We start from the raw sequence: 18,412 nt of genomic DNA on the forward strand, positions 1-18,412 counted from the left end.
GTGGGGCTTTCTGGAGCGGAAATTGCCGGTCGACGATGCGAACAACGCATCGCGCAGCCATGCCAGCGGGAGAATTCTCTATGAGTAATCGTGAACACGAGACCTATGACGTGGTCGGCATCGGGTTCGGTCCGTCCAACCTGTCGCTCGCCATCGCCCTGGAAGAGTACCGGGCGAATGGTCTGGAGAATGAGATCAGCAGCTTCTTCCTCGAGCGCCAGTCCTCCTTCGGCTGGCACCGCAACATGCTGCTGCCGTCGGCGACCATGCAGATATCCTTCCTCAAGGACCTGGTCACCTTCCGCAATCCGACGTCGAGTTTCAGCTTCGTGGCGTACCTGCACGCGTCGGGGCGGCTCCCGCAGTTCGTCAACAACCAGGACTTCTTCCCCACGCGCCAGGAATTCCACCAGTACCTCGAGTGGGCGCAGGCGCGGGTGGCCGATCGCATCGCGTACGGCTCGGAGGTGACGTCGGTCCGGCTGCCGCGGGGCGCCGATCCGCAGTCGGCGGACCGTCTGCGACTGGAGGTGGCGGACGCCACCGGACGGGTCGGCCGCGTGGTCGAGGCACGGAACGTGGTGATCTCGACGGGCCTGGTCCCGAGCATGCCGGTGGGGGCCGAGCGCGACGAACGGGTGTGGCACAGCTCCGAGTTCCTGGAGAAGTTCCGCCGGATGAACCCCGGGGAGCTGCGTCGGGTGGCGGTGGTCGGAGCAGGCCAGAGCGCGGCCGAGATCACCCGGTTCCTGTACGACGAGCTTCCGCACGCCCAGGTGTACGCGATCATCCCGTCCTACGGCTACTCCGTCGCGGACGACACCCCCTTCGCCAACCAGATCTTCGACCCGGGAGCCGTCGACGACTACTACTTCGGCACCGAGGAGACGCGCGAGGCGTTCTGGCGGTACCACCGGAACACGAACTACTCGGTCGTCGACGACGAGGTGATCAGGGACCTGTACCGCAGGTCGTACGACGAGGACGTACGGGGCGTCAGGCGCCTGCAGTTCCTCAACCTGACGAGGGTCACCGGCGTGAAGCGCGCCGGCACCGAGACCCGCGTCTCCCTTCAGGTGGGACCCGACGCCGAGGTGCGCGAACTCGACTTCGACGCACTCGTCTGCGCGACGGGCTACCAGACGATGGAGCCCACGGGCCTGCTCGGGGACCTCGACCGTCACTGCCTTCGCGACGAGGCGGGCCGGTACCGGGTGCAGCGGGACTACCGCATCGTCACCGCCCCCGACATGCGGTGCGGCATCTACCTCCAGGGCGGTACCGAGCACACCCACGGTCTGACCTCCTCGCTGCTGTCGAACATCGCGGTCCGGAGCGGCGAGATCGCCGACTCGATCATCGCCCGGCGTGCGGGGCGCAAGGCCGAGCGTGCCGTCCTCGCCGAAGTCGGAGGCGACATCCGCTGAACGCCCGGAAAACCCGTGACACCCGCTCCCGCCCGCGGCTGCTTTCTGTTCGTGCGTGCCCGCCCGCCGACGGCGGGCGGGCACGCACGAACTCCGGTCGGGGAAGCACCGATCCGACGGCGGCCGTCCGAGCAGATCGACGAAACACCGGTGGTCCGGGATTCGCCTGGCCATATCGTGGGCACCGAACGCGCTGATCACACGCGTCTCCGGGGTGCGACAAAGGGGATCTTTCGATGAGGAGTCCGGTGGAAGAGCTGTGGATACGCCGCTTCCGTGACGGCGACGGGTGTGAGACGAAGCTCGTCTGCTTCCCCCACGCCGGCGGCTGGTCGAGCGCCTACCGCACCTGGCCCCTGGGACTGCCGTCGGACATCGGCGTGCTCGCCGTCCGGTACCCGGGCCGGGAGGAGCGGCTCAACGACCCGTTCCCCTCCCAGCTGGAAGCCCTCGCGGACGACATAGCCGACGCGCTCGACGAACTGACGAAGCATCAGCTGGTGCTGTTCGGCCACAGCATGGGCGCCTCACTGGCGCACGAGGTGGCGCTGCGCTTCCAGGGACGGGGGCGCCCGCCGGCCGCCTTGTGCGTCTCCGGCAGGCGCCCGCCGCATGCGCTGGACGGCCGGCGGAAGCTCGCCGACACGGACGAGGGGATCATCGCGGACGTCGTGCGCTACGACGCGAGCCGTGCCGCGGTCTTTGCGGACCCCGACCTGCGGGAGCTGCTGCTCCCCGCGCTCCGCGCGGACTACCGCCTGGTGAACGCCTATTCCGGCGGACCGAGGCCGCCGCTCGACTGCCCCGTGTACGGCTTCACCGGTGACGACGATTCCGAAGTGAGCCCGGACCAGATGCGCGGCTGGGCGGACACGACGCACGATGCCTTCCGGCTCCGGGTGCTGCCCGGCGGGCATTTCTACCTCAGGGCCGAGGAGGCCGCGCTGCTGGCGGACCTGAGTGACGTACTCAGCCACGTCAAGTCGCGTACGACGACGCCCTCATGAGGTGCGCGACAGGCCACGGCTCCCCTTCCTGATCCGCTCCGGCGCTGTGCGGCACCCTGCGTGTGCGGGGAGTCCGCGGCATGGGCCGTGAACGCGCGGCGCCGCGTGCCGTCGCTCTCACGATGACGGCGGTGGCCATCCGCTCCGCGCGCCGTTCGTGCCGCTTCGGCGAAGTGCCCTTCTCCGACCGCACAGTTCCAGCCCTCGTAGCCCGCGGCCCCTTCCACCGGCCCCCGGCCCATTCCGGCGGCGTAACATACCGGCCGCCTGGTTTCTGACGGCGAACACGTGTTCCCTGTCGAGGTCCTGACGATCCCCATCCTCGCCGGCCCGCCTGCCGGTGCCGGCACTCGGCGGCGCGCCGGACCCCATGCCGTGGGCGCGGCCCGGCGGCGTTCACATGGCGTTCCCACTCCCTGACCAGCACGATCCTTCCCCGACCTCGTGCCGACGCCGCCCCGATCGCGGCGACTTGTGATGGCGCACCTTATGCGCCATGATGGCGCCATGGATGTGAGTCCGTTCGTAGACAGACTCGGGCGCCAGTTCATGGCGCTCGCTCGGATCGACGGTGAGGATGCCGGAGCGCTGGTGGCACGACTTGAGTCGGCGATCCGGCTGACGCTGGTGGACGCGCTGGCGGCCGCCGCGGACGAGATCAACCGCGACCTCACCGCAGACTCCGTCGAACTCCGCCTCCCTGGAGGGGAACCGAACTTCGTCGTGAGGTCGTCGCCGCCCGGGCGGCCGTCCGAGACCGCGGCGGTCAGCGGCGTGCCGAACGCCGAGGAAGATGCCACGGCACTGGTCACCGTACGCATGCCGGGGCGACTGAAGGCGGCCGTCGAGCGAGCCGCCGGCCGCGAAGGGCGTTCGGTGGACGCGTGGTTGGCGCAGACGGCCTCCGCCGCGGTGCAGCGGGACCGCGCTTCCTGCACCGCCTTCCGGCGCGGCAAGCGGCGCCGGCAGCGCTACACCGCCTGGGTGCGGTGAGCCAGCCCCACCGGCATCTCACTCGTCCCGACGTGTGGGAGCGTTCGTCAGACATCACGAGAGGGACAGCAATGCCTGTTTTCGATACTCCCGAACCGATCTCCGTCACGCTCGAGATCGGCGTCGGCGAGGTGCAGATCACCGCCGAGGACCGCACCGACACCGTGGTCGAGGTACGGCCGACCGACGAGGCCGACAGCTCGGACGTGAAGGCAGCCGAGCAGGCGAGTGTCGAGTACGCGGGTGGCGTCCTGGTGATCAGGACCCCGAAGCCCCGGGCCCTCTCCCGCAGGACCAGCTCGGTGGATGTGACGATCGTGCTGCCCGCGGGCTCGCACGTGCGTGGCGGAGCGTCGATGGGGGACCTGCGCTGCTCCGGCCGGCTCGGGGAGTGCACGTACAAGACCTCCGCCGGGGACATCCGACTCGACCACATCGGGCCCACCCGCCTGAAGACGTCGGCCGGCCACGTCACCGTGGGCCGAGTCGACGGCGACGCGCAGGTCAAGACCGGCACGGGGCGGATCCGGGTGGGAGAGATCAACGGCGCGGCCGAGGTGAAGAACACCAACGGTCCCACGGAGATCGGCAAGGCCGTCGGCGACGTCCGTGTCCGCGGCTCCAACAGCGACATCTCCATCGAGCACGCGGCGGGCTCCAGGACCGACGCCGAGACCTCCAACGGCAGCATCCGTGTCGGGGAAGTGGCCCACGGGGCCGTCGTGCTCAAGACCGCGGCCGGTGACCTGGAGATCGGCATCGGTGCGGGCCGTCCGGCGAAGCTGGATCTGACCACGGGATTCGGGCGGGTGCACAACATGCTGGAGGGCGCCGCCGAGTCGCCCGAGGACGCCGCCGAGTCGTCCGAGAAGACGATCGACGTGCGGGCGCACACCTCCTACGGAGACATCACGATTCACCGGGCCTGATGTCCAGCCCTCTTCGGTGGCGGGGCCTTCCCGGCGGTCGGCCGCCGGGAGCCTCGAGTCTCCTGGCGGGGGTGGCGGCTACCGCACCCAGCCGTTGAACTGCTGCTTGCCGCGAGGGGTTCGCTTGCTGTTGGCCAGCGCCGCGGCCGAGGCCCGGACCATCCACGCGTTGACCGAGATGCCCTGCCGGGACGCCGCCTCCTCGATCTGTTCCTTCATCGCCTGCGGAGGCCGGAAGTTGATCCGGGCCGTGGCGCCGCTCATGGCGCCACCGAGTGCTCCGCTCGCCCAGTCGCTTGCCGCGTCGTCGGTCGCGTCCGCGGTCTCCTCGGCGGGGCCGCCGTCCTCCGCGGGCGGCGTCACCACGAAACTGGGCTCCATCCCGCGCAGGCGCAGGTCCACCGAGCCGGGCTCCAGGTCCCGGGTGATCTCGTCGGCGGCGTCGGACAGAACCCGGAGCAACGTGAGCCGGACGGCCGACTCCAGCGGAGCGATGAGCCGCTCGGCGACCGCGCGGGTCTCGGCATCTCCCGCCGCAGACGCTGCGACCAGTTCATCGCGCAGAGCCTCGACGTACACCCGTAGTTCCATGGACCCATCATGGCACGACGTTTGCGCCGCACGGCACCTGCCCGAGCCAACGATCGCACCACCCTTCTGTGCTGGCGGAACGACCGACCTCACGCTCGGTCGGTCGAGGTCTCCCGCTGCTGTCGGACCCGTCGGCACAGGCGTGTTCGCGAGGCACGCCGCCATGGCGACCCCGGTATGGCGCCACCAAGGGCGCCTGAGCCGCGCGATGCGACAGCGCGAGCCCCTCCGTCACAGGGGACGGAGCAACAGTGGTCGCACCCCGGCGCGGGCGTGCGTGACAAAGGGGCAGGCCCCGGAGGGCCGGGGGAATTTCCCCTCCGGGGCCCGCGCTTCTGGGGCAGCGGCGAGGACCGAATGTGGCGCCAGTATGGCATCGCTTTGGCCCGCGGTGCAAGGATTCATCCCGTGCAGGAACGCTCCACCACGACGTCGCCGATCATCGTCCGGGCCTGGACGTGCACGACCTCGCCGGCCGGTGCGCACGTCCCCAGGAGCGACAGGGCCGTGTACACGGTGCCTGCGGCGGAGTCGAGGGACAGGCGGGCGCCGCTGGTCCCGGCCACCCCGACCCGGACGCCGCCGGACGTCGTGGCGGCGACGACGGATCCCCGCGCCACCTCTCCGATGTCGATGTCGCCCTGGGTCGTCCTGGCATCCACGTCGGTGTGCGCCCGGCTGATCCTTATGGCCCCCTTCTCCGTGCGCATGCGGGTGACCCCGCGCACCTCTCCCACGATGGCATCGCCCTCGCCCATGGCCGTGATCGTGGCGTCGCCCTCGACCCGCCCCACATGGACGTCGCCCCTGTCCGCCGTGGCCTCGACGCTGCCGGCCACACGGTCGACCGTGATGTCGCCGAGCGAGGCGGCCAGGTGCAGGCTGCCGGTACGGTCGAGCCTGATGTGCCCCAGCCCCGTGCTCAGCCGACAGTCACCGAGCTGTCCCACCCCGAAGAAGTCCGCCGCCGTACCCCGGCCGTGCAGGCTCGACCCCGTGGGCACGGCCAGGGCCACGATGACCGCGCCCCCGTTTTCACCCGGCTCCGGGACGTTCACGAGCAGCCGGCCGTCGGCGTATTCGATGTGCAGCCGTTCGGCGGCCCGCACGTCGTCCTGGTCGTCGCAGTCGCGTGGGTACGCCTCCACCGTCGTCTCGGCGTGGTCGCTTGCGACGATCCGGACCTGGCCGAACATCAGGTCGAGGACCACGCGGACAGGTGCGGGTGTGTCGAACGTCGGCATGGCGGGCCGCCTTCGGTAGGTCTGCGGCCGCCGATCTGATGCAGACGGAGGCCGGAACGACGCAGGTCCACGTGTCGTCGCGGGGTTCATCTCCACCCCGGGGCGGGAGGCCCGGGGCGCGAGGCACCGGGGCACGGGCCCGTACCGCTGAGGGCCTCGGTGGCTTCTCTCTTACCCTCACCGCGTCGCTCATCACGCTCATCGCCGTACGCGTGCCGTATGCAGTGCCTGCCTGCCCAGGGGGGTGCACTTCGTAGCTCTGTGCGATGCTCCACTGACACCATGTGGTGCCACATTAGCGCCATAACGGGATGTCCGGCCCGGGCCCGGCTCGGAACTCCAGGTAAGGGCGAGCGGAATCGGTCACGGAGGCCGGGAGGTCGACCGCAGCCGGGCAGGCGGGTCGGAAGTCGCCGCCGGAAGGCCGTCGGCAAGTGCAGCGCCCTGGCGTGCGGGGCCGCGACACGTACCTTCGTACGGACAGCCCAGGGGTGTCGTCCCTGGTGAAGGCTGACGGCGCACGGTCGAGCCATGCCTGAGCGGGTACCGGTGGGTCTCGCCGGGCCGGTGGTCGACTGCGGTCCCGCGCCGCCGCTCGATGGGTGGGACGCGACCGGTCCCGGGCGTCATCGGCGATGCGATGACGCCAAAGTCGGGCGCTCCGGCCGCCATTGCGGTGCTGCAGGCGTGGGGACGCTCCCTCGGCCATGCCGCCGATGCCGCCGACGCGCTGACGGACTTCCGGGCCGCGAGCCGCCGTGACGTCCGCCCGGGGCCGAGGGCGTCAGGGGGGCACAACGCCCCGGCCGGCCGCACAGGACCGCATCGATGCCTTCCGGCCAACGTACGGTTGTGGCCGACCGCTGCACCGTCCGCCGCGTCGGGCGTATCCGCAGGCCACAGCCGCGATGCGGGGCGCGAGCCGGGTGTCCGGTGCACCCGCGCCGCCTTGGCCAGCCGAAGTGGCGCAGTGGGCGCTAGACATGGCGCCAAATGATGCCATGATGGCGCTATGGCTGCTCTGCGATCGCTGTGCCCGGAGGAACACCGAGAGGCGGAACGAACGGCGGGGAACCTCACCCCGCTCGGCACGGCGGTGCGCTCCCAGCGGGTGCGTGGTGAGCCGGGCGGTGGCCGCCGCGTGGCCGCACCGTCCGCTGCCCCGATCGCAGGGGCCCTCGGCCATCCGGGTCGAGGGCTGCGGAAGTCGTACGGAGGCACGATCGTCGTGGACGCCCCCCGCGGCACCGCCTTCACCCTGCCTGGGCTCCACGGCGCCGGCGGGACCACCGTGACGAGGTGCCTGAGCCCACCCACCGTACGCCCCGCCCGGGGAGGATCCGTGCGACAACGGGTCCGCGTGGTGCGAGTTGCCGTCGGCCATGGCCCCAGCGCTGTCGCCTGCCGCGTCCACCGCGCAGCTCGTGCCTGCCGCCGGGCCCGGCGTGCTGCCGGGGTCCTGGTGTGCGCCACGCAGGCGATCGCCGGTCGCCGCCGTCGTGCGGGCCTGGGCGGACGTGCAGGCTCCGGCGGACGTACCGGCCCCCACGGACGGGCCGGCCCCGCGCCGCAGCACCGCGATCCCCTCACGGGGTCCGGGCGGGCGGCCTGCCCGGACCGGGCCCACCGCGTCCCACGCCCTTACGGCCCGTCTTCGTCAGCTGACAGGAGTGAACGTGGCCGCCCTCGTCGCCGAATCGCCGAAGGCCTCGAAGGCCTCGAAGGCCTGGAATGCCGTCGCGATGCCCGCTGCGGTCGCCGGTCCGATCCCGGAACCGGACCCCCACCACCGGGGCGGGTCGCGCGCGTCGCTGGTGCTGCGACCGGAAAGGTTCACCGGCTCGCGACGCCCGCCGCGAGCTTTCCGGCAAGCCTTTCAGGTCACAGCACTAGGTCACCCGGTGTGTCGTGTCGCGGGGCAGCGCAGCGGTGAGCCCGTGCAGGCGCCGGTAGGTGTACGCGGCCGACACGAGGGCCATGTGGTGGTACCAGCCGGGGAACGAGCGCCCCTCGAAGTCCAGCAGCCCGAAGTCCTGTTCCATCGAACCGATCGCGTCCGTCGTCCCGGCGCGCAGTGCGGCGATCGAGCCCACTTCCGCGAGGCTGTCGTGGGCGAGGCTGGTGAGCCACATCGGGCTCGGGGTGCGGGCTGGGCCCACGTGGGTGAAGAGCCGGTAGGGAGGGGCCGGCGAACGACCCTGGCAGTCGCCGGCCAGACGGACGAGCGATGTCTGGACGAGTGCGATGCGCTGCTTCCCGCCCGGCAGCGGGACTACGGCCGACTCCGGACTCTGCGCGGAGACCAGCACCCTTGCGCTCACCGGTGCCGGGGTGCTCTCACCGGCGGGCAGCACCGACAGGTGCGGCGGCACCGCGACGACGAAGTCGCGCCGGCGCCTGGCGAGTCCCTGCAGCAGGTACCCCACGTCGGGTTCGTCGCTCATGTCGACGAGGACGACGGACGAGGTGGACTCCGTGCGGGCCGACAGCCGGTCGACGAGCCGGAGCGTGTGCGCCCACAGCGGCCGGTACTGCTCGGAGTCCGGTATACGCGCGTCCCTGCGCCGTTCGGCGTCCTGCGTCCAGGTCGTCGACAGGTGAAGGCACCAGTCGACGGGAAACTGGGCGTTGCCCACGCACAGGAAGGAGCCCAGTCCCAGCTGACAGTTGAGCGTACGGCCCGATGTCAGGTCGAAGTAGCGGTGCACACCCACGGACCGGTCACCGCGCTTGGGCAGGACGGCCCGGCCGAGGGACCACACGGGCTTGGGGCGATGGCCCGTCACCCAGTGGGTCAGTTCCTCCATCACCTCGGCGAAGTCCCACGGGCTGAGACTGACGAACTGGCGCAGCGACTGCGCGACGGACGGGTCGCGGGAGACCGCGGCGGCCAGCCGGCGCACCGACTTCTTGCCCGACGTGACGAGCAGCCCTTTCAGATAGGCGTGTGCCCACTTCCGTTGATCGGCCCGGCGCAGGCTCCTGAAGATCGTGCTGCTGAAATGATCCAGAGATGAATTGACCGCGTACGTCGCATTGCTGGCGTGCGTCGCGTCTCTTGAAGTCGACGAGGTGTCCGCTTGGGTCGTATGCATGCCGCATTAACTCCCCCGACGTTACTGAGCGCTGTGGGCGAGAGTCTAGGTCGCGCCCCGGTGTGGCACCACTGCCCGCAGTTGAACGCACGGTTGTGGCGCCTGGAGTGGCGCATAACCCGGGCGGCTCGGCGACAGGATGGCGGCTTGTTTCCGCTCGTGTCTTCACGGGGCGGGCCGTCTAGTCCTCGTGGTGGGCGGCGGTGTCCGGACCTGCCGTTCGCGGAGCTGTGACCTGCAGGAACGTGAAGTGCATGCGCTCTGTCGGGCTGGGGCGGGGGTGGCGCCCGGCGGTGCCGTGACGCGCTGTGGTATCCGATCCAGGGGCCACAGGCCCCGTGTGCACCTTCAATTCACGCCAACCAGTGGACTAGACAACTGAGTAGGAGGAGCGTTCGACTCTACAAAGTAGTGTTCGATGGCGCCAAGATCCTTGAAACTCGCCTCGATGTCGGGATCTACTCGGTGCCGCGGCAGTCGGCCACCCCGACCTCAACGAGTAACCGCGCAATGGCCGGTTCATTCGAGTCGTGGGAGTACGCCGTTGCAGGCGGTGGCCGCTGCTTTGATGTGCCTGCAGAGAGAAAATCGGGGGAACGCGCTTTCTTTATTCGATGGGAACCATGGCGAACCTGTCCGGTGGATACGCGCGTTGATACGGAGGCGTGATGACTAATCAGGTCGAGGACTGCGAGGATTCCAAGGCGCTCATGTTCGGCAGGGCCGCGGAGGCCGTGTCGAGGCCGCGAAGGGCCGGCGGGGTGGAGTCGCGCCGCGAGCAGGTGCTCACCACGAAGGTGGGACTGCACATACCCGTGGGGCTCGCGTTCGAGGAGTGGGAACGCGCCGGGCGCCAGCTCTCCGGGCTGCTCAACTCCTCCTCCTGGTGGCTCGGGGACTGGCTCATCTACGGCAAGGACCACTACGCCGACCGCTATGAGCGCGGCATCCGTGCGGCCGGCCTCCAGTACCAGACGCTCCGCAACTACGCTTGGGTCTCCAGGCGGTTCGAGCTGCACCGCCGGCGGCCCGCGCTCAGCTTCCAGCACCATGCCGAGCTGGCGTCGCTGCGTGTCGAGGAGCAGGAGATCTGGCTCGATCGCGCCGAGCGGATGAAGTGGAGCACCAAGCAACTGCGCAATGCCATCCGGGCCCAGCGCGAGGGCATCCCGCAGCAGGCGGACGCCGTGGCGGCGACACGCCGGCTCGCCGTTCCCGACAACCGGCTTCAGTGGTGGCACAAGGCGGCAGCCCAGGCCGGCACCGAGCTGGCGGAGTGGGTGATGGCCACCCTCGATGCCGCCGCCGACCGGGTGCTGAAGGAGGCCGACCGGCAGCCGCCCCTCGCCTGACCGGCTCACGGGCCGTCCGGTACGGCGGTCACCCTGGAGGCGGACGGGGGGCCGTCCGCGGCGGAGAAAGTCCCGGGGTCCGCACACGCCAACGGGGTGCGGACCCGGCGTCGTGGCTGATCCGTTACGGCAGCCGGTTCATGAGCTCCGCCGTCTGTGCGTGCCGGGTGCATCCGCGCCCGGCGAACGACCGGACCACCCGCTCGCGAATCTCGGGCTTCTGTTCCTGGCTGAGTTTGAACATTCCCTCGGCCTTGGTCACCCGGACACGGAAAGCGCCCACGTCGGAAACTATCCTGCGGAAATAGTCCAGGGACTTGCTCATGTCCCAGCTGTCACCGAAATCCTTCTCGAAGGCCTGCACCGTCGCCTGCACGACCCCCAGGGTCTCCTCCGTCGTCTCGATCCTCTCCGTCACCCCGTGCACGTGTACCGAGGTGAAGTTCCATGTCGGGGACGCCGGCGTGACGTCGTAGACGGTGGGCGAGACGTAGGCGTGCGGGCCGGTGAACGTCAGCAGGACCGCCGTCCCGGTGTCCAGCGCCGCCCAGTGCGGATTGGCGCGGTTCATGTGGCCCAGCAGGGGCATACCGGCCAGGTCCGCGGCGGGTTGTCCGTCCCACCCGGGGTCGGTGATGACCGGAAGGTGGGTGGCGAACGGGCCGTCGGCAGGGGTCCCGTTGCTGGCCATCAGCGCGAGCGGGTTCGCGCGCATCAGGTCGACCATCCATGAGACGTCCGGTTCCCGGTAGTGGCTGGGGACGAACATACAGCACTCACCTCTCGTGGTGTGACGAGAACAATGACATTGCGGCGTCGAGGCCGTAGGGCGCGGCAATGATGCGGCGAATAGTCGACGGAACCGCAGTCCTGTCCTGTTGGCAGGACAGCGGGGACCTCCATCGTGGACCGTCCGTTGTCTCAGGCGCAATGAAAAGGAGAACCGGACCTGCAATTGTTCACCGGGAACGGAAAAGAGGAATGCCTGCGGCATCGCTTCACACCGGTGCCGGATTCCGCCTTTTGGCGATGTGCCTCTTTCCCGCGCCGCGGCCGGTATCCCTCCCCCGAATCAGCGCGGAGCGGTGGGGCCGGCGTCACCGCGCGCCGAGACGTGGAAGTCGAACCCGAGCGTCCCGGGATCGAGGGCCGTCGCACCGCCGTCCACGGTGAGCACCGCTCCGTTGACGTAGGAGGCCGCCGGCGACAGCAGCCAGGCGATCGCCTCCGCGACCTCGCGCGGCTCACCCGGCCGCCCCTGGGGCAGCAGCCTGGTCGCCTCCTCGTAGGCGGCCGCCACGCCCCCGTCCCGCAGGTCCGCCTCTTCGGCGAAGCGCGCCATGCGGCGATCGGCCATCTCGGTCCGCACCCACCCGGGGCACACGATGTTGGCGCGCACGCCCTGACGTCCGTAATCGACGGCCACGGAACGGCAGAGCTGGAGCAGGGCCGCCTTGGACGTGGCGTAGGGGGCGTTGCCGGTGCCGTTGCGCAGAGCGGACACCGAGGCGACGGCGACCGCCGCCCCCCTGGACTCCAGCAGATGGGGGATGGCGGCGCGCAGCAGCAGGAGCGGGCCGGTGACGTTGGTGCGCATCACCTCGTCCCAGTCCTGCAGCGACAGGTCCCCCACCGCTCCACCGCGTCCGATTCCCGCGTTGAGCACCACCCCGTCGAGCCGCCCGTAGGCGGCCAGAGCCGCCCGGACGAGTCCGTCGGCCCCGTCGGGGTCCCCGACGTCGGACGGATGCGCCAGTGCCCCGGTCTCCTGCGCGAGGCGCCGCAGGGGCTCCGCCCGGCGGCCGGAGACGACCACGTGGTGGCCGCCCTCGCGCAACAGCCGGGCGGTTGCCTCCCCGATGCCCGTGCCTCCGCCGGTCACGACGACAACCCGCTTGTCCGCCACGGTCGTTGAGCCCCCTTCACCGAGATCGTCAGGAGCGTCCGACTCTAGAACCGGCCGCTGGACCGCTGACGACTTCCAGCCAGGAACGGCGACCGGCCCCACCCCGTGCGGCGAGGTGCGAGGCTCTCAGGCTCGCGTCAGAGCCGGGCAGGCCCGGCGTTCTCCTCGCCGGCGTGCGAGGTGGAGGCGACGAAGAGGGGCAGGCGGTGCACCGGCGGCGGATCGCCGGGGAGGTCCAGGCGCTGCCAGGCCAGACGGACCGTGGCGCGCAGCAGGCGGTGGGCGCGTAGGAGCAGCAGCCCGGCGAGCGGCAGCTCGATCAGGACGGCGGAGGCCACGGCGCCCCAGACGCTCCGGGTGCCCCAGGCGAGGGAGACGTCGAACCAGGCGTCGCACACCAGGAGCGTGGCCGCGACGACGGCGCAGGGGATGAGTATCTGGCGGCCCAGCCACACCGCGACTCCCGCACCGAGCAGCGAGAGCAGCAGGAGCACGTCGAAGCCGACCCAGGCCGCCGACCAGTACCTGGCCTGGAACCGGCCGGGCAGGGAGAACGCGAGATAGACGGTCCAGGGAACCAGGACGATCACGCACAGGGCGAGGAAGCGAAGGGCGCGCCGGCGGCGGCGCTGCGGTCCGACGGCGGGGGGCGGGGCCGGAAGCCGACCGCGTGTCACGGCGGGATCACTCACCGTTCCGTCTGCCTCGTTCTCCACGGCAGGCTCCTCTCCGAAGCACCGTGACCAGGGTATGCGGGCCACCGCCCGCCCTGGCAGGCGGTGGCCCGGCCCCCTCCCGGCGCCGTCGTGCGGTCACCGCGCTGTGGCTCAGCCGTCCGCCGGGGGAGCCGTACGCCCCTCGAACGCCTCCAGGATGCGTTCCGCCGCCAGCGTCGCCGTCAACCGGCCCTCCCTGACCTGTCGCTCGAGGTCCGGGGCGGCCTCGCGCACCGCCGGGTCGGCGTGCAGCCGGCCGAGCAGTTCGTCGCGGACCATCGCCCAGGTCCAGCCGACCTGCTGATCGCGCCGCTTGGCGGTCAGCCGCCCGGTGGAGTCGAGCAGCGTACGGTGCTGCTCCAGCCGCTCCCACACCGTGTCCAGGCCCGTCGAGTCCCGGGCGCTGCAGTGCAGCACCGGTGGGGTCCAGAACGCGTCCTTGCCGTGCATCAGCCGGAGGGCGCCCGCCAGTTCCCGTGCCGCCGCCCGCGCGTCGCGTTCGTGCGGACCGTCCGCCTTGTTGACGGCGATCACGTCGGCCAGTTCCAGGACGCCCTTCTTGATGCCCTGCAGCTGGTCGCCGGTGCGGGCCAGGGTAAGCAGCAGGAAGGAGTCGACCATGTCGGCGACCGCGGTCTCCGACTGGCCCACACCGACGGTCTCGACGAGGATCACGTCGTAGCCCGCCGCCTCCATCACCACCATCGACTCCCGGGTGGCCTTCGCGACCCCGCCCAGCGTGCCCGCGCTGGGGGAGGGCCGGACGAAGGCGTTCGGGTCGACCGCCAGTCGCTCCATCCTCGTCTTGTCGCCCAGGATCGAGCCGCCGGTGCGGGTCGAGGACGGGTCCACGGCCAGCACCGCGACCCGATGGCCGAGCGAGGTGAGCAGAGTGCCGAACGCGTCGATGAACGTCGACTTGCCGACACCGGGCACCCCGCTCACGCCGATCCGCCGAGCCCGGCCGCTGCGCGGGAGCAGCTGGGTCAGCAGCTCCTGCGCCAGCGCCCGGTGCTGCGGGCGGGTCGACTCGACGAGCGTGATGGCGCGCGCCACCAGGGCCCGCTTCCCGTCGAGCACGCCCTTCACGTACGTGTCGAGATCGATCGCTGCCATACGGGGGCTACAGGTCGTGGCCGAGGCCGGCCGACAGCCGCTTCACCAGGTCGTACGCCGCGTCCGGGATCACCGTGCCGGGCCCGTACACGTCCGCGGCGCCCATCTCCAGCAGCGTCGGCACGTCCTGCGGCGGGATCACCCCGCCGACGACGATCATGATGTCCTCGCGGCCCTCCTCGGCGAGCTTCTCGCGCAGCGCCGGTACGAGGGTGAGGTGACCGGCGGCCAGCGAGGACACCCCGACCACGTGCACGTCCGCCTCGACCGCCTGCCGGGCGACCTCCTCCGGCGTCTGGAACAGCGGGCCGACGTCGACGTCGAAGCCGAGGTCGGCGAAACCGGTGGCGATCACCTTCTGGCCCCGGTCGTGGCCGTCCTGGCCCATCTTGGCCACCAGGATGCGCGGGCGGCGCCCCTCGGCCTCCTCGAACCTGTCCACCAGGGCACGTGTACGGTCCACCGACGGCGACTCCCCTGCCTCGTTGCGGTACACGCCGGAGATCGTACGGATCTGGCTCGCGTGCCGGCCGTACACCTTCTCCAGGGCGTCGGAGATCTCGCCGACGGTCGCCTTGGCGCGAGCCGCGTGGACGGCCAGCTCCAGCAGGTTCTCCTTGCCGTCGGCCGCGCGCGTGAGCGCGTCCAGGGCGTCCTGGCAGGCCCGCTCGTCCCGCTCCGCGCGCAGCCGCCGCAGCTTCTCGATCTGCTGGGCGCGCACGGAAGAGTTGTCGACCTTGAGGACCTCGATCTGCTCGTCGCTGTCCACCCGGTACTTGTTGACGCCGATGACCGGCTGCCGCCCGGAGTCGATGCGGGCCTGCGTGCGGGCCGCCGCCTCCTCCACGCGCAGCTTCGGGATGCCCGCGTCGATGGCCTGAGCCATGCCGCCCGCCTGCTCGACCTCCTGGATGTGCGCCCAGGCCTTGCGGGCGAGGTCGTACGTCAGGCGCTCCACGTAGGCGCTGCCGCCCCAGGGGTCGATGACCCGGGTGGTGCCCGACTCCTGCTGGATGAGCAGCTGGGTGTTGCGCGCGATGCGCGCCGAGAAGTCCGTCGGCAGGGCGAGCGCCTCGTCGAGGGCGTTGGTGTGCAGCGACTGGGTGTGGCCCTGGGTGGCGGCCATCGCCTCCACCGCCGTACGCGTGACGTTGTTGAACACGTCCTGCGCGGTCAGCGACCAGCCCGAGGTCTGCGAATGGGTGCGCAGGGAGAGGGACTTGGTGTTCCTCGGCTCGAACTGGGAGACCAGCTTCGCCCACAGCAGGCGGGCCGCGCGCAGCTTGGCGATCTCCATGAAGAAGTTCATGCCGATCGCCCAGAAGAAGGACAGGCGGGGCGCGAACGCGTCCACGTCCAGGCCGGCTTCCCGCCCGGCGCGGATGTACTCCACGCCGTCCGCGAGGGTGTACGCCAGCTCCAGGTCGGCCGTCGCGCCCGCCTCCTGGATGTGGTAGCCCGAGATGGAGATGGAGTTGTAGCGGGGCATCCGCTGCGAGGTGTACGCGAAGATGTCGGAGATGATCCGCATCGACGGCTTCGGCGGATAGATGTAGGTGTTGCGGACCATGAACTCCTTCAGAATGTCGTTCTGAATGGTTCCGGCCAGCTTCTCGGGCGGTACGCCCTGTTCCTCCGCCGCCACGATGTACAGCGCCAGCACCGGCAGCACGGCGCCGTTCATCGTCATCGACACGGTCATCCTGTCCAGCGGGATCCCGTCGAACAGCTGCCGCATGTCGTAGATGGAGTCGATGGCGACGCCCGCCATGCCGACGTCGCCGGTCACGCGCGGGTGGTCGCTGTCGTACCCCCGGTGCGTGGGCAGGTCGAAGGCGACCGACAGGCCCTTCTGCCCGGCCGCCAGGTTGCGCCGGTAGAAGGCGTTGGACTCCTCGGCGGTGGAGAAGCCCGCGTACTGGCGGATCGTCCAGGGCTGGTTGACGTACATCGTGGGGTACGGGCCGCGCAGATACGGCGCGATGCCCGGGTAGGTGCCCAGGAAGTCCAGGCCTTCCAGGTCACGGCCGGTGTACAGCGGCTTGACCCCGATGCCCTCCGGGGTCTCCCACAGCGGCGCTTCGCTCCCGGTCGCCCGCTCGACGGCCGCACGCCACTGATCGGCACTGCCGTCGGCGGCCGGCGTCCCCAGCTCGATGCCGGAGAAGTCGGGGATTCCCATCAGGACACTCCCATGCGGTCGAGGGTCGCGGACAGCACGTCCACTGCGTCGCAGCCCGCGAAGACGTACGAGTCGATGCCGGCGTACTCGCCCCGGCCCGCCAGGAACACGTGCCGGGCGCCCGCGGCGCGCAGCGACTCGGCGGCCTGCTCGGCCTGTTCGGCGTAGAGCGCGTCGCTGGAGCACAGCACGGCCTCGGTGGCGCCGCTGTCCTCGTAGCCGCCCTCGGTGACGGGCTCGATGCCGCCCGCCTGGAAGAGGTTGGCGGCGAAGGTCGCGCGGGCGGTGTACTCGGCGGCGGAGCCGAGTGCGGCGAGGAAGACCCGGGGACGGGCGCCGGTCGCCGCGAGGTGGGCGTCGGACCGGGCGCGCAGCTCCTCGTACGCCTCGTCGCGGCGCACCCGCGGCAGACCGCCGGAGGGCGGCTCGGGGGCGGGCTCGCGCTCCACGGGCTTCTCGGCCAGCAGCGGGAACTCGCTGACACCGGTGATGGGTTCGCGCCGCTTGGCGAGCCTCTTGGAGCGCTCCGCCCAGGTCGTCGCGAGGTCGGTGCGCAGCCTTCCGGAGCGCAGCACGGCCGCCTGGCCGCCGTCGCGCTCGATCGACCGGAAGAACTCCCAGGCGGCCTGGGCGAGTTCGTCGGTGAGCCGCTCCACGTACCAGGATCCGCCCGCCGGGTCGACGACCCGGGCGAGATGGGACTCCTCGATGAGGATCGTGGAGGTGTTGCGGGCGATGCGGCGGGCGAACGCGTCGGGCAGGCCCAGCGCGTGGTCGAACGGCAGGACGGTCACGGAGTCGGCGCCGCCGACGCCGGCGGCGAGCGTCGCGACCGTCGTGCGGAGCATGTTCACCCACGGGTCGCGGCGGGCCATCATCACCGGCGAGGTCACCACGTGCTGCACCTGCGCACCCGGGGCACCGCAGAGCTCGGCGACCCGCGCCCACAGCCGGCGCGCGGCGCGCAGCTTGGCGACGGTCAGGAACTGGTCGGCGGTGGCCGCGTAGCGGAACTCCAGCTGTCCGGCGGCGTGTTCCACGCTCAGTCCCGCCTCGGTGAGCTCGCGCAGGTAGGCCACGCCGGTGGCGAGCGAGGCGCCCAGCTCCTGCGCGGCCGAGCCGCCCGCCTCGTGGTACGGCAGCGCGTCCACGGTCAGCGCGCGCAGCCCGGGGTACTGCCCGGCGCAGCGCCGGGCCAGGGCGGCGTACGGCGCGAAGTCCAGCGGGGTCGCGGTGCGGGCCTCGTACCCGAGCGGGTCGCCGCCCAGGTTGCCGCGTACGGCGCCCGCGTCCACGCCCTTCTCGGCGTACAGCCGCAGCAGCGCCTCGGCGGCCTGCTCGGTGTCCCGTCCGGCGTCCAGGACGACCGGCGCGAGGTCGAGGTAGACGCCCTCCAGGGCCCCGGCCAGCCCGGTGACCGGGATGCCGCCCTCGCCCAGCACGAGCCACAGCGAGGTGCCGCCGTTCTCCAGGTCGGCCAGCGCGGCGTTCTCCGTGAGGGCGGCGTGCCGCTGCCGTACGTCCCAGCCGCCCGCCGTGTTGCCCTCGGGGCGGCTGCCGCGCACGTACGGCGCGAAGCCCGGCAGGCCGGGATCGGGCGCGGTGTCGCGCGCGGTGTACAGGGGCCGGGTGCGCAGCCCGTCCTCCAGCGTCGTGGACAGGGCGTCCTCAGCTGCCGCGCCCGAGACTTCCTTGCCCGACTTGCGCAGCACGCCCTCGACCAGGCGTTGCCACTGCTCGTGCGTCGCGTCAGGGAACTCGGCGGCCAGTGAGAGCCCGTCGTCAGGCAGGACCGTCATGGCTCGGATGCTAGGGCAGCTTGCTCAAGTGAGTGCAGGGCGGGGGCTGTGAGGT

The 18,412-nt window shown here is 71.2% G+C and carries 14 protein-coding genes; 5 read left to right on the forward strand and 9 right to left on the reverse strand.

Annotated features, from left to right (window positions below):
- The first annotated feature begins 80 nt into the window (after window positions 1-80).
- The 4 genes from ABZ919_RS03580 to ABZ919_RS03595 all read left to right on the forward strand — a co-directional run bounded on the left by ABZ919_RS03580 (window position 81) and on the right by ABZ919_RS03595 (window position 4,356).
- Complete coding sequence (locus tag ABZ919_RS03580) at window positions 81-1,427, forward strand: lysine N(6)-hydroxylase/L-ornithine N(5)-oxygenase family protein (protein ID WP_361242209.1); 1,347 nt, start codon at window positions 81-83, stop codon at window positions 1,425-1,427.
- 236 nt (window positions 1,428-1,663) lie between these two features.
- Window positions 1,664-2,434, forward strand: a complete 771-nt coding sequence (locus ABZ919_RS03585; RefSeq protein WP_361242212.1) for an alpha/beta fold hydrolase — start codon at window positions 1,664-1,666, stop codon at window positions 2,432-2,434.
- 507 nt (window positions 2,435-2,941) lie between these two features.
- Window positions 2,942-3,427, forward strand: coding sequence for a hypothetical protein (locus ABZ919_RS03590; protein ID WP_361242215.1), 486 nt, complete (start codon window positions 2,942-2,944; stop codon window positions 3,425-3,427).
- 71 nt (window positions 3,428-3,498) lie between these two features.
- Window positions 3,499-4,356, forward strand: coding sequence for a DUF4097 family beta strand repeat-containing protein (locus ABZ919_RS03595; RefSeq protein WP_361242218.1), 858 nt, complete (start codon window positions 3,499-3,501; stop codon window positions 4,354-4,356).
- Between the two features lie 78 nt (window positions 4,357-4,434).
- On the opposite strand, the gene ABZ919_RS03600 is transcribed toward ABZ919_RS03595, so the two are convergent.
- From ABZ919_RS03600 to ABZ919_RS03610, 3 genes are all read right to left on the reverse strand, one after another.
- Window positions 4,435-4,947 carry a hypothetical protein gene (locus ABZ919_RS03600; RefSeq protein WP_361242221.1) on the reverse strand — a complete coding sequence of 171 codons (513 nt, stop codon included), beginning with the start codon at window positions 4,945-4,947 and terminating at the stop codon, window positions 4,435-4,437.
- 401 nt (window positions 4,948-5,348) lie between these two features.
- A complete protein-coding gene (locus ABZ919_RS03605; RefSeq protein WP_361242224.1) occupies window positions 5,349-6,191 on the reverse strand; it encodes a DUF4097 family beta strand repeat-containing protein in 843 nt (280 codons plus the stop codon).
- 1,889 nt (window positions 6,192-8,080) lie between these two features.
- Window positions 8,081-9,286 carry a transposase gene (locus ABZ919_RS03610; RefSeq protein ID WP_361242227.1) on the reverse strand — a complete coding sequence of 402 codons (1,206 nt, stop codon included), beginning with the start codon at window positions 9,284-9,286 and terminating at the stop codon, window positions 8,081-8,083.
- A gap of 668 nt (window positions 9,287-9,954) precedes the next feature.
- On the opposite strand from ABZ919_RS03610, the gene ABZ919_RS03615 reads away from it, so the two are divergent.
- Window positions 9,955-10,638: an LmbU family transcriptional regulator gene (locus ABZ919_RS03615; protein WP_361242230.1), complete on the forward strand. Its 684-nt coding sequence runs from the start codon at window positions 9,955-9,957 to the stop codon at window positions 10,636-10,638.
- Between the two features lie 124 nt (window positions 10,639-10,762).
- Here ABZ919_RS03615 and ABZ919_RS03620 read toward each other — a convergent pair whose 3' ends face one another.
- The 6 genes from ABZ919_RS03620 to ABZ919_RS03645 all read right to left on the reverse strand — a co-directional run bounded on the left by ABZ919_RS03620 (window position 10,763) and on the right by ABZ919_RS03645 (window position 18,357).
- Window positions 10,763-11,407 carry an FMN-binding negative transcriptional regulator gene (locus ABZ919_RS03620; protein ID WP_361242233.1) on the reverse strand — a complete coding sequence of 215 codons (645 nt, stop codon included), beginning with the start codon at window positions 11,405-11,407 and terminating at the stop codon, window positions 10,763-10,765.
- A gap of 303 nt (window positions 11,408-11,710) precedes the next feature.
- Complete coding sequence (locus tag ABZ919_RS03625) at window positions 11,711-12,544, reverse strand: SDR family oxidoreductase (protein WP_361242234.1); 834 nt, start codon at window positions 12,542-12,544, stop codon at window positions 11,711-11,713.
- A 137-nt stretch (window positions 12,545-12,681) separates the two neighbouring features.
- Window positions 12,682-13,260, reverse strand: coding sequence for a hypothetical protein (locus ABZ919_RS03630; protein ID WP_361242237.1), 579 nt, complete (start codon window positions 13,258-13,260; stop codon window positions 12,682-12,684).
- A 111-nt stretch (window positions 13,261-13,371) separates the two neighbouring features.
- Window positions 13,372-14,376 carry a methylmalonyl Co-A mutase-associated GTPase MeaB gene (meaB, locus tag ABZ919_RS03635; protein ID WP_361242240.1) on the reverse strand — a complete coding sequence of 335 codons (1,005 nt, stop codon included), beginning with the start codon at window positions 14,374-14,376 and terminating at the stop codon, window positions 13,372-13,374.
- A 7-nt stretch (window positions 14,377-14,383) separates the two neighbouring features.
- Window positions 14,384-16,558, reverse strand: coding sequence for a methylmalonyl-CoA mutase (gene scpA / locus ABZ919_RS03640; protein ID WP_361242243.1), 2,175 nt, complete (start codon window positions 16,556-16,558; stop codon window positions 14,384-14,386).
- Window positions 16,558-18,357 carry a methylmalonyl-CoA mutase family protein gene (locus tag ABZ919_RS03645; RefSeq protein ID WP_361242246.1) on the reverse strand — a complete coding sequence of 600 codons (1,800 nt, stop codon included), beginning with the start codon at window positions 18,355-18,357 and terminating at the stop codon, window positions 16,558-16,560. The genes scpA and ABZ919_RS03645 overlap by 1 nt, the downstream gene beginning before the upstream one ends.
- Between the last annotated feature and the right edge of the window lie 55 nt (window positions 18,358-18,412).

The organism is Streptomyces sp. NPDC046759 (genome assembly GCF_040645475.1).
GTDB lineage: Bacteria > Actinomycetota > Actinomycetes > Streptomycetales > Streptomycetaceae > Streptomyces.

Bases quoted from the DNA above. Each gene is read 5' to 3' on its own strand.
- ABZ919_RS03580 (WP_361242209.1), top strand. From the start codon at position 81: ATGAGTAATCGTGAACACGAGACCTATGACGTGGTCGGCATCGGGTTC.
- ABZ919_RS03585 (WP_361242212.1), top strand. From the start codon at position 1,664: ATGAGGAGTCCGGTGGAAGAGCTGTGGATACGCCGCTTCCGTGACGGC.
- ABZ919_RS03590 (WP_361242215.1), top strand. From the start codon at position 2,942: ATGGATGTGAGTCCGTTCGTAGACAGACTCGGGCGCCAGTTCATGGCG.
- ABZ919_RS03595 (WP_361242218.1), top strand. From the start codon at position 3,499: ATGCCTGTTTTCGATACTCCCGAACCGATCTCCGTCACGCTCGAGATC.
- ABZ919_RS03600 (WP_361242221.1), bottom strand. From the start codon at position 4,947: ATGGAACTACGGGTGTACGTCGAGGCTCTGCGCGATGAACTGGTCGCA.
- ABZ919_RS03605 (WP_361242224.1), bottom strand. From the start codon at position 6,191: ATGCCGACGTTCGACACACCCGCACCTGTCCGCGTGGTCCTCGACCTG.
- ABZ919_RS03610 (WP_361242227.1), bottom strand. From the start codon at position 9,286: ATGCATACGACCCAAGCGGACACCTCGTCGACTTCAAGAGACGCGACG.
- ABZ919_RS03615 (WP_361242230.1), top strand. From the start codon at position 9,955: ATGACTAATCAGGTCGAGGACTGCGAGGATTCCAAGGCGCTCATGTTC.
- ABZ919_RS03620 (WP_361242233.1), bottom strand. From the start codon at position 11,407: ATGTTCGTCCCCAGCCACTACCGGGAACCGGACGTCTCATGGATGGTC.
- meaB (WP_361242240.1), bottom strand. From the start codon at position 14,376: ATGGCAGCGATCGATCTCGACACGTACGTGAAGGGCGTGCTCGACGGG.
- scpA (WP_361242243.1), bottom strand. From the start codon at position 16,558: ATGGGAATCCCCGACTTCTCCGGCATCGAGCTGGGGACGCCGGCCGCC.
- ABZ919_RS03645 (WP_361242246.1), bottom strand. From the start codon at position 18,357: ATGACGGTCCTGCCTGACGACGGGCTCTCACTGGCCGCCGAGTTCCCT.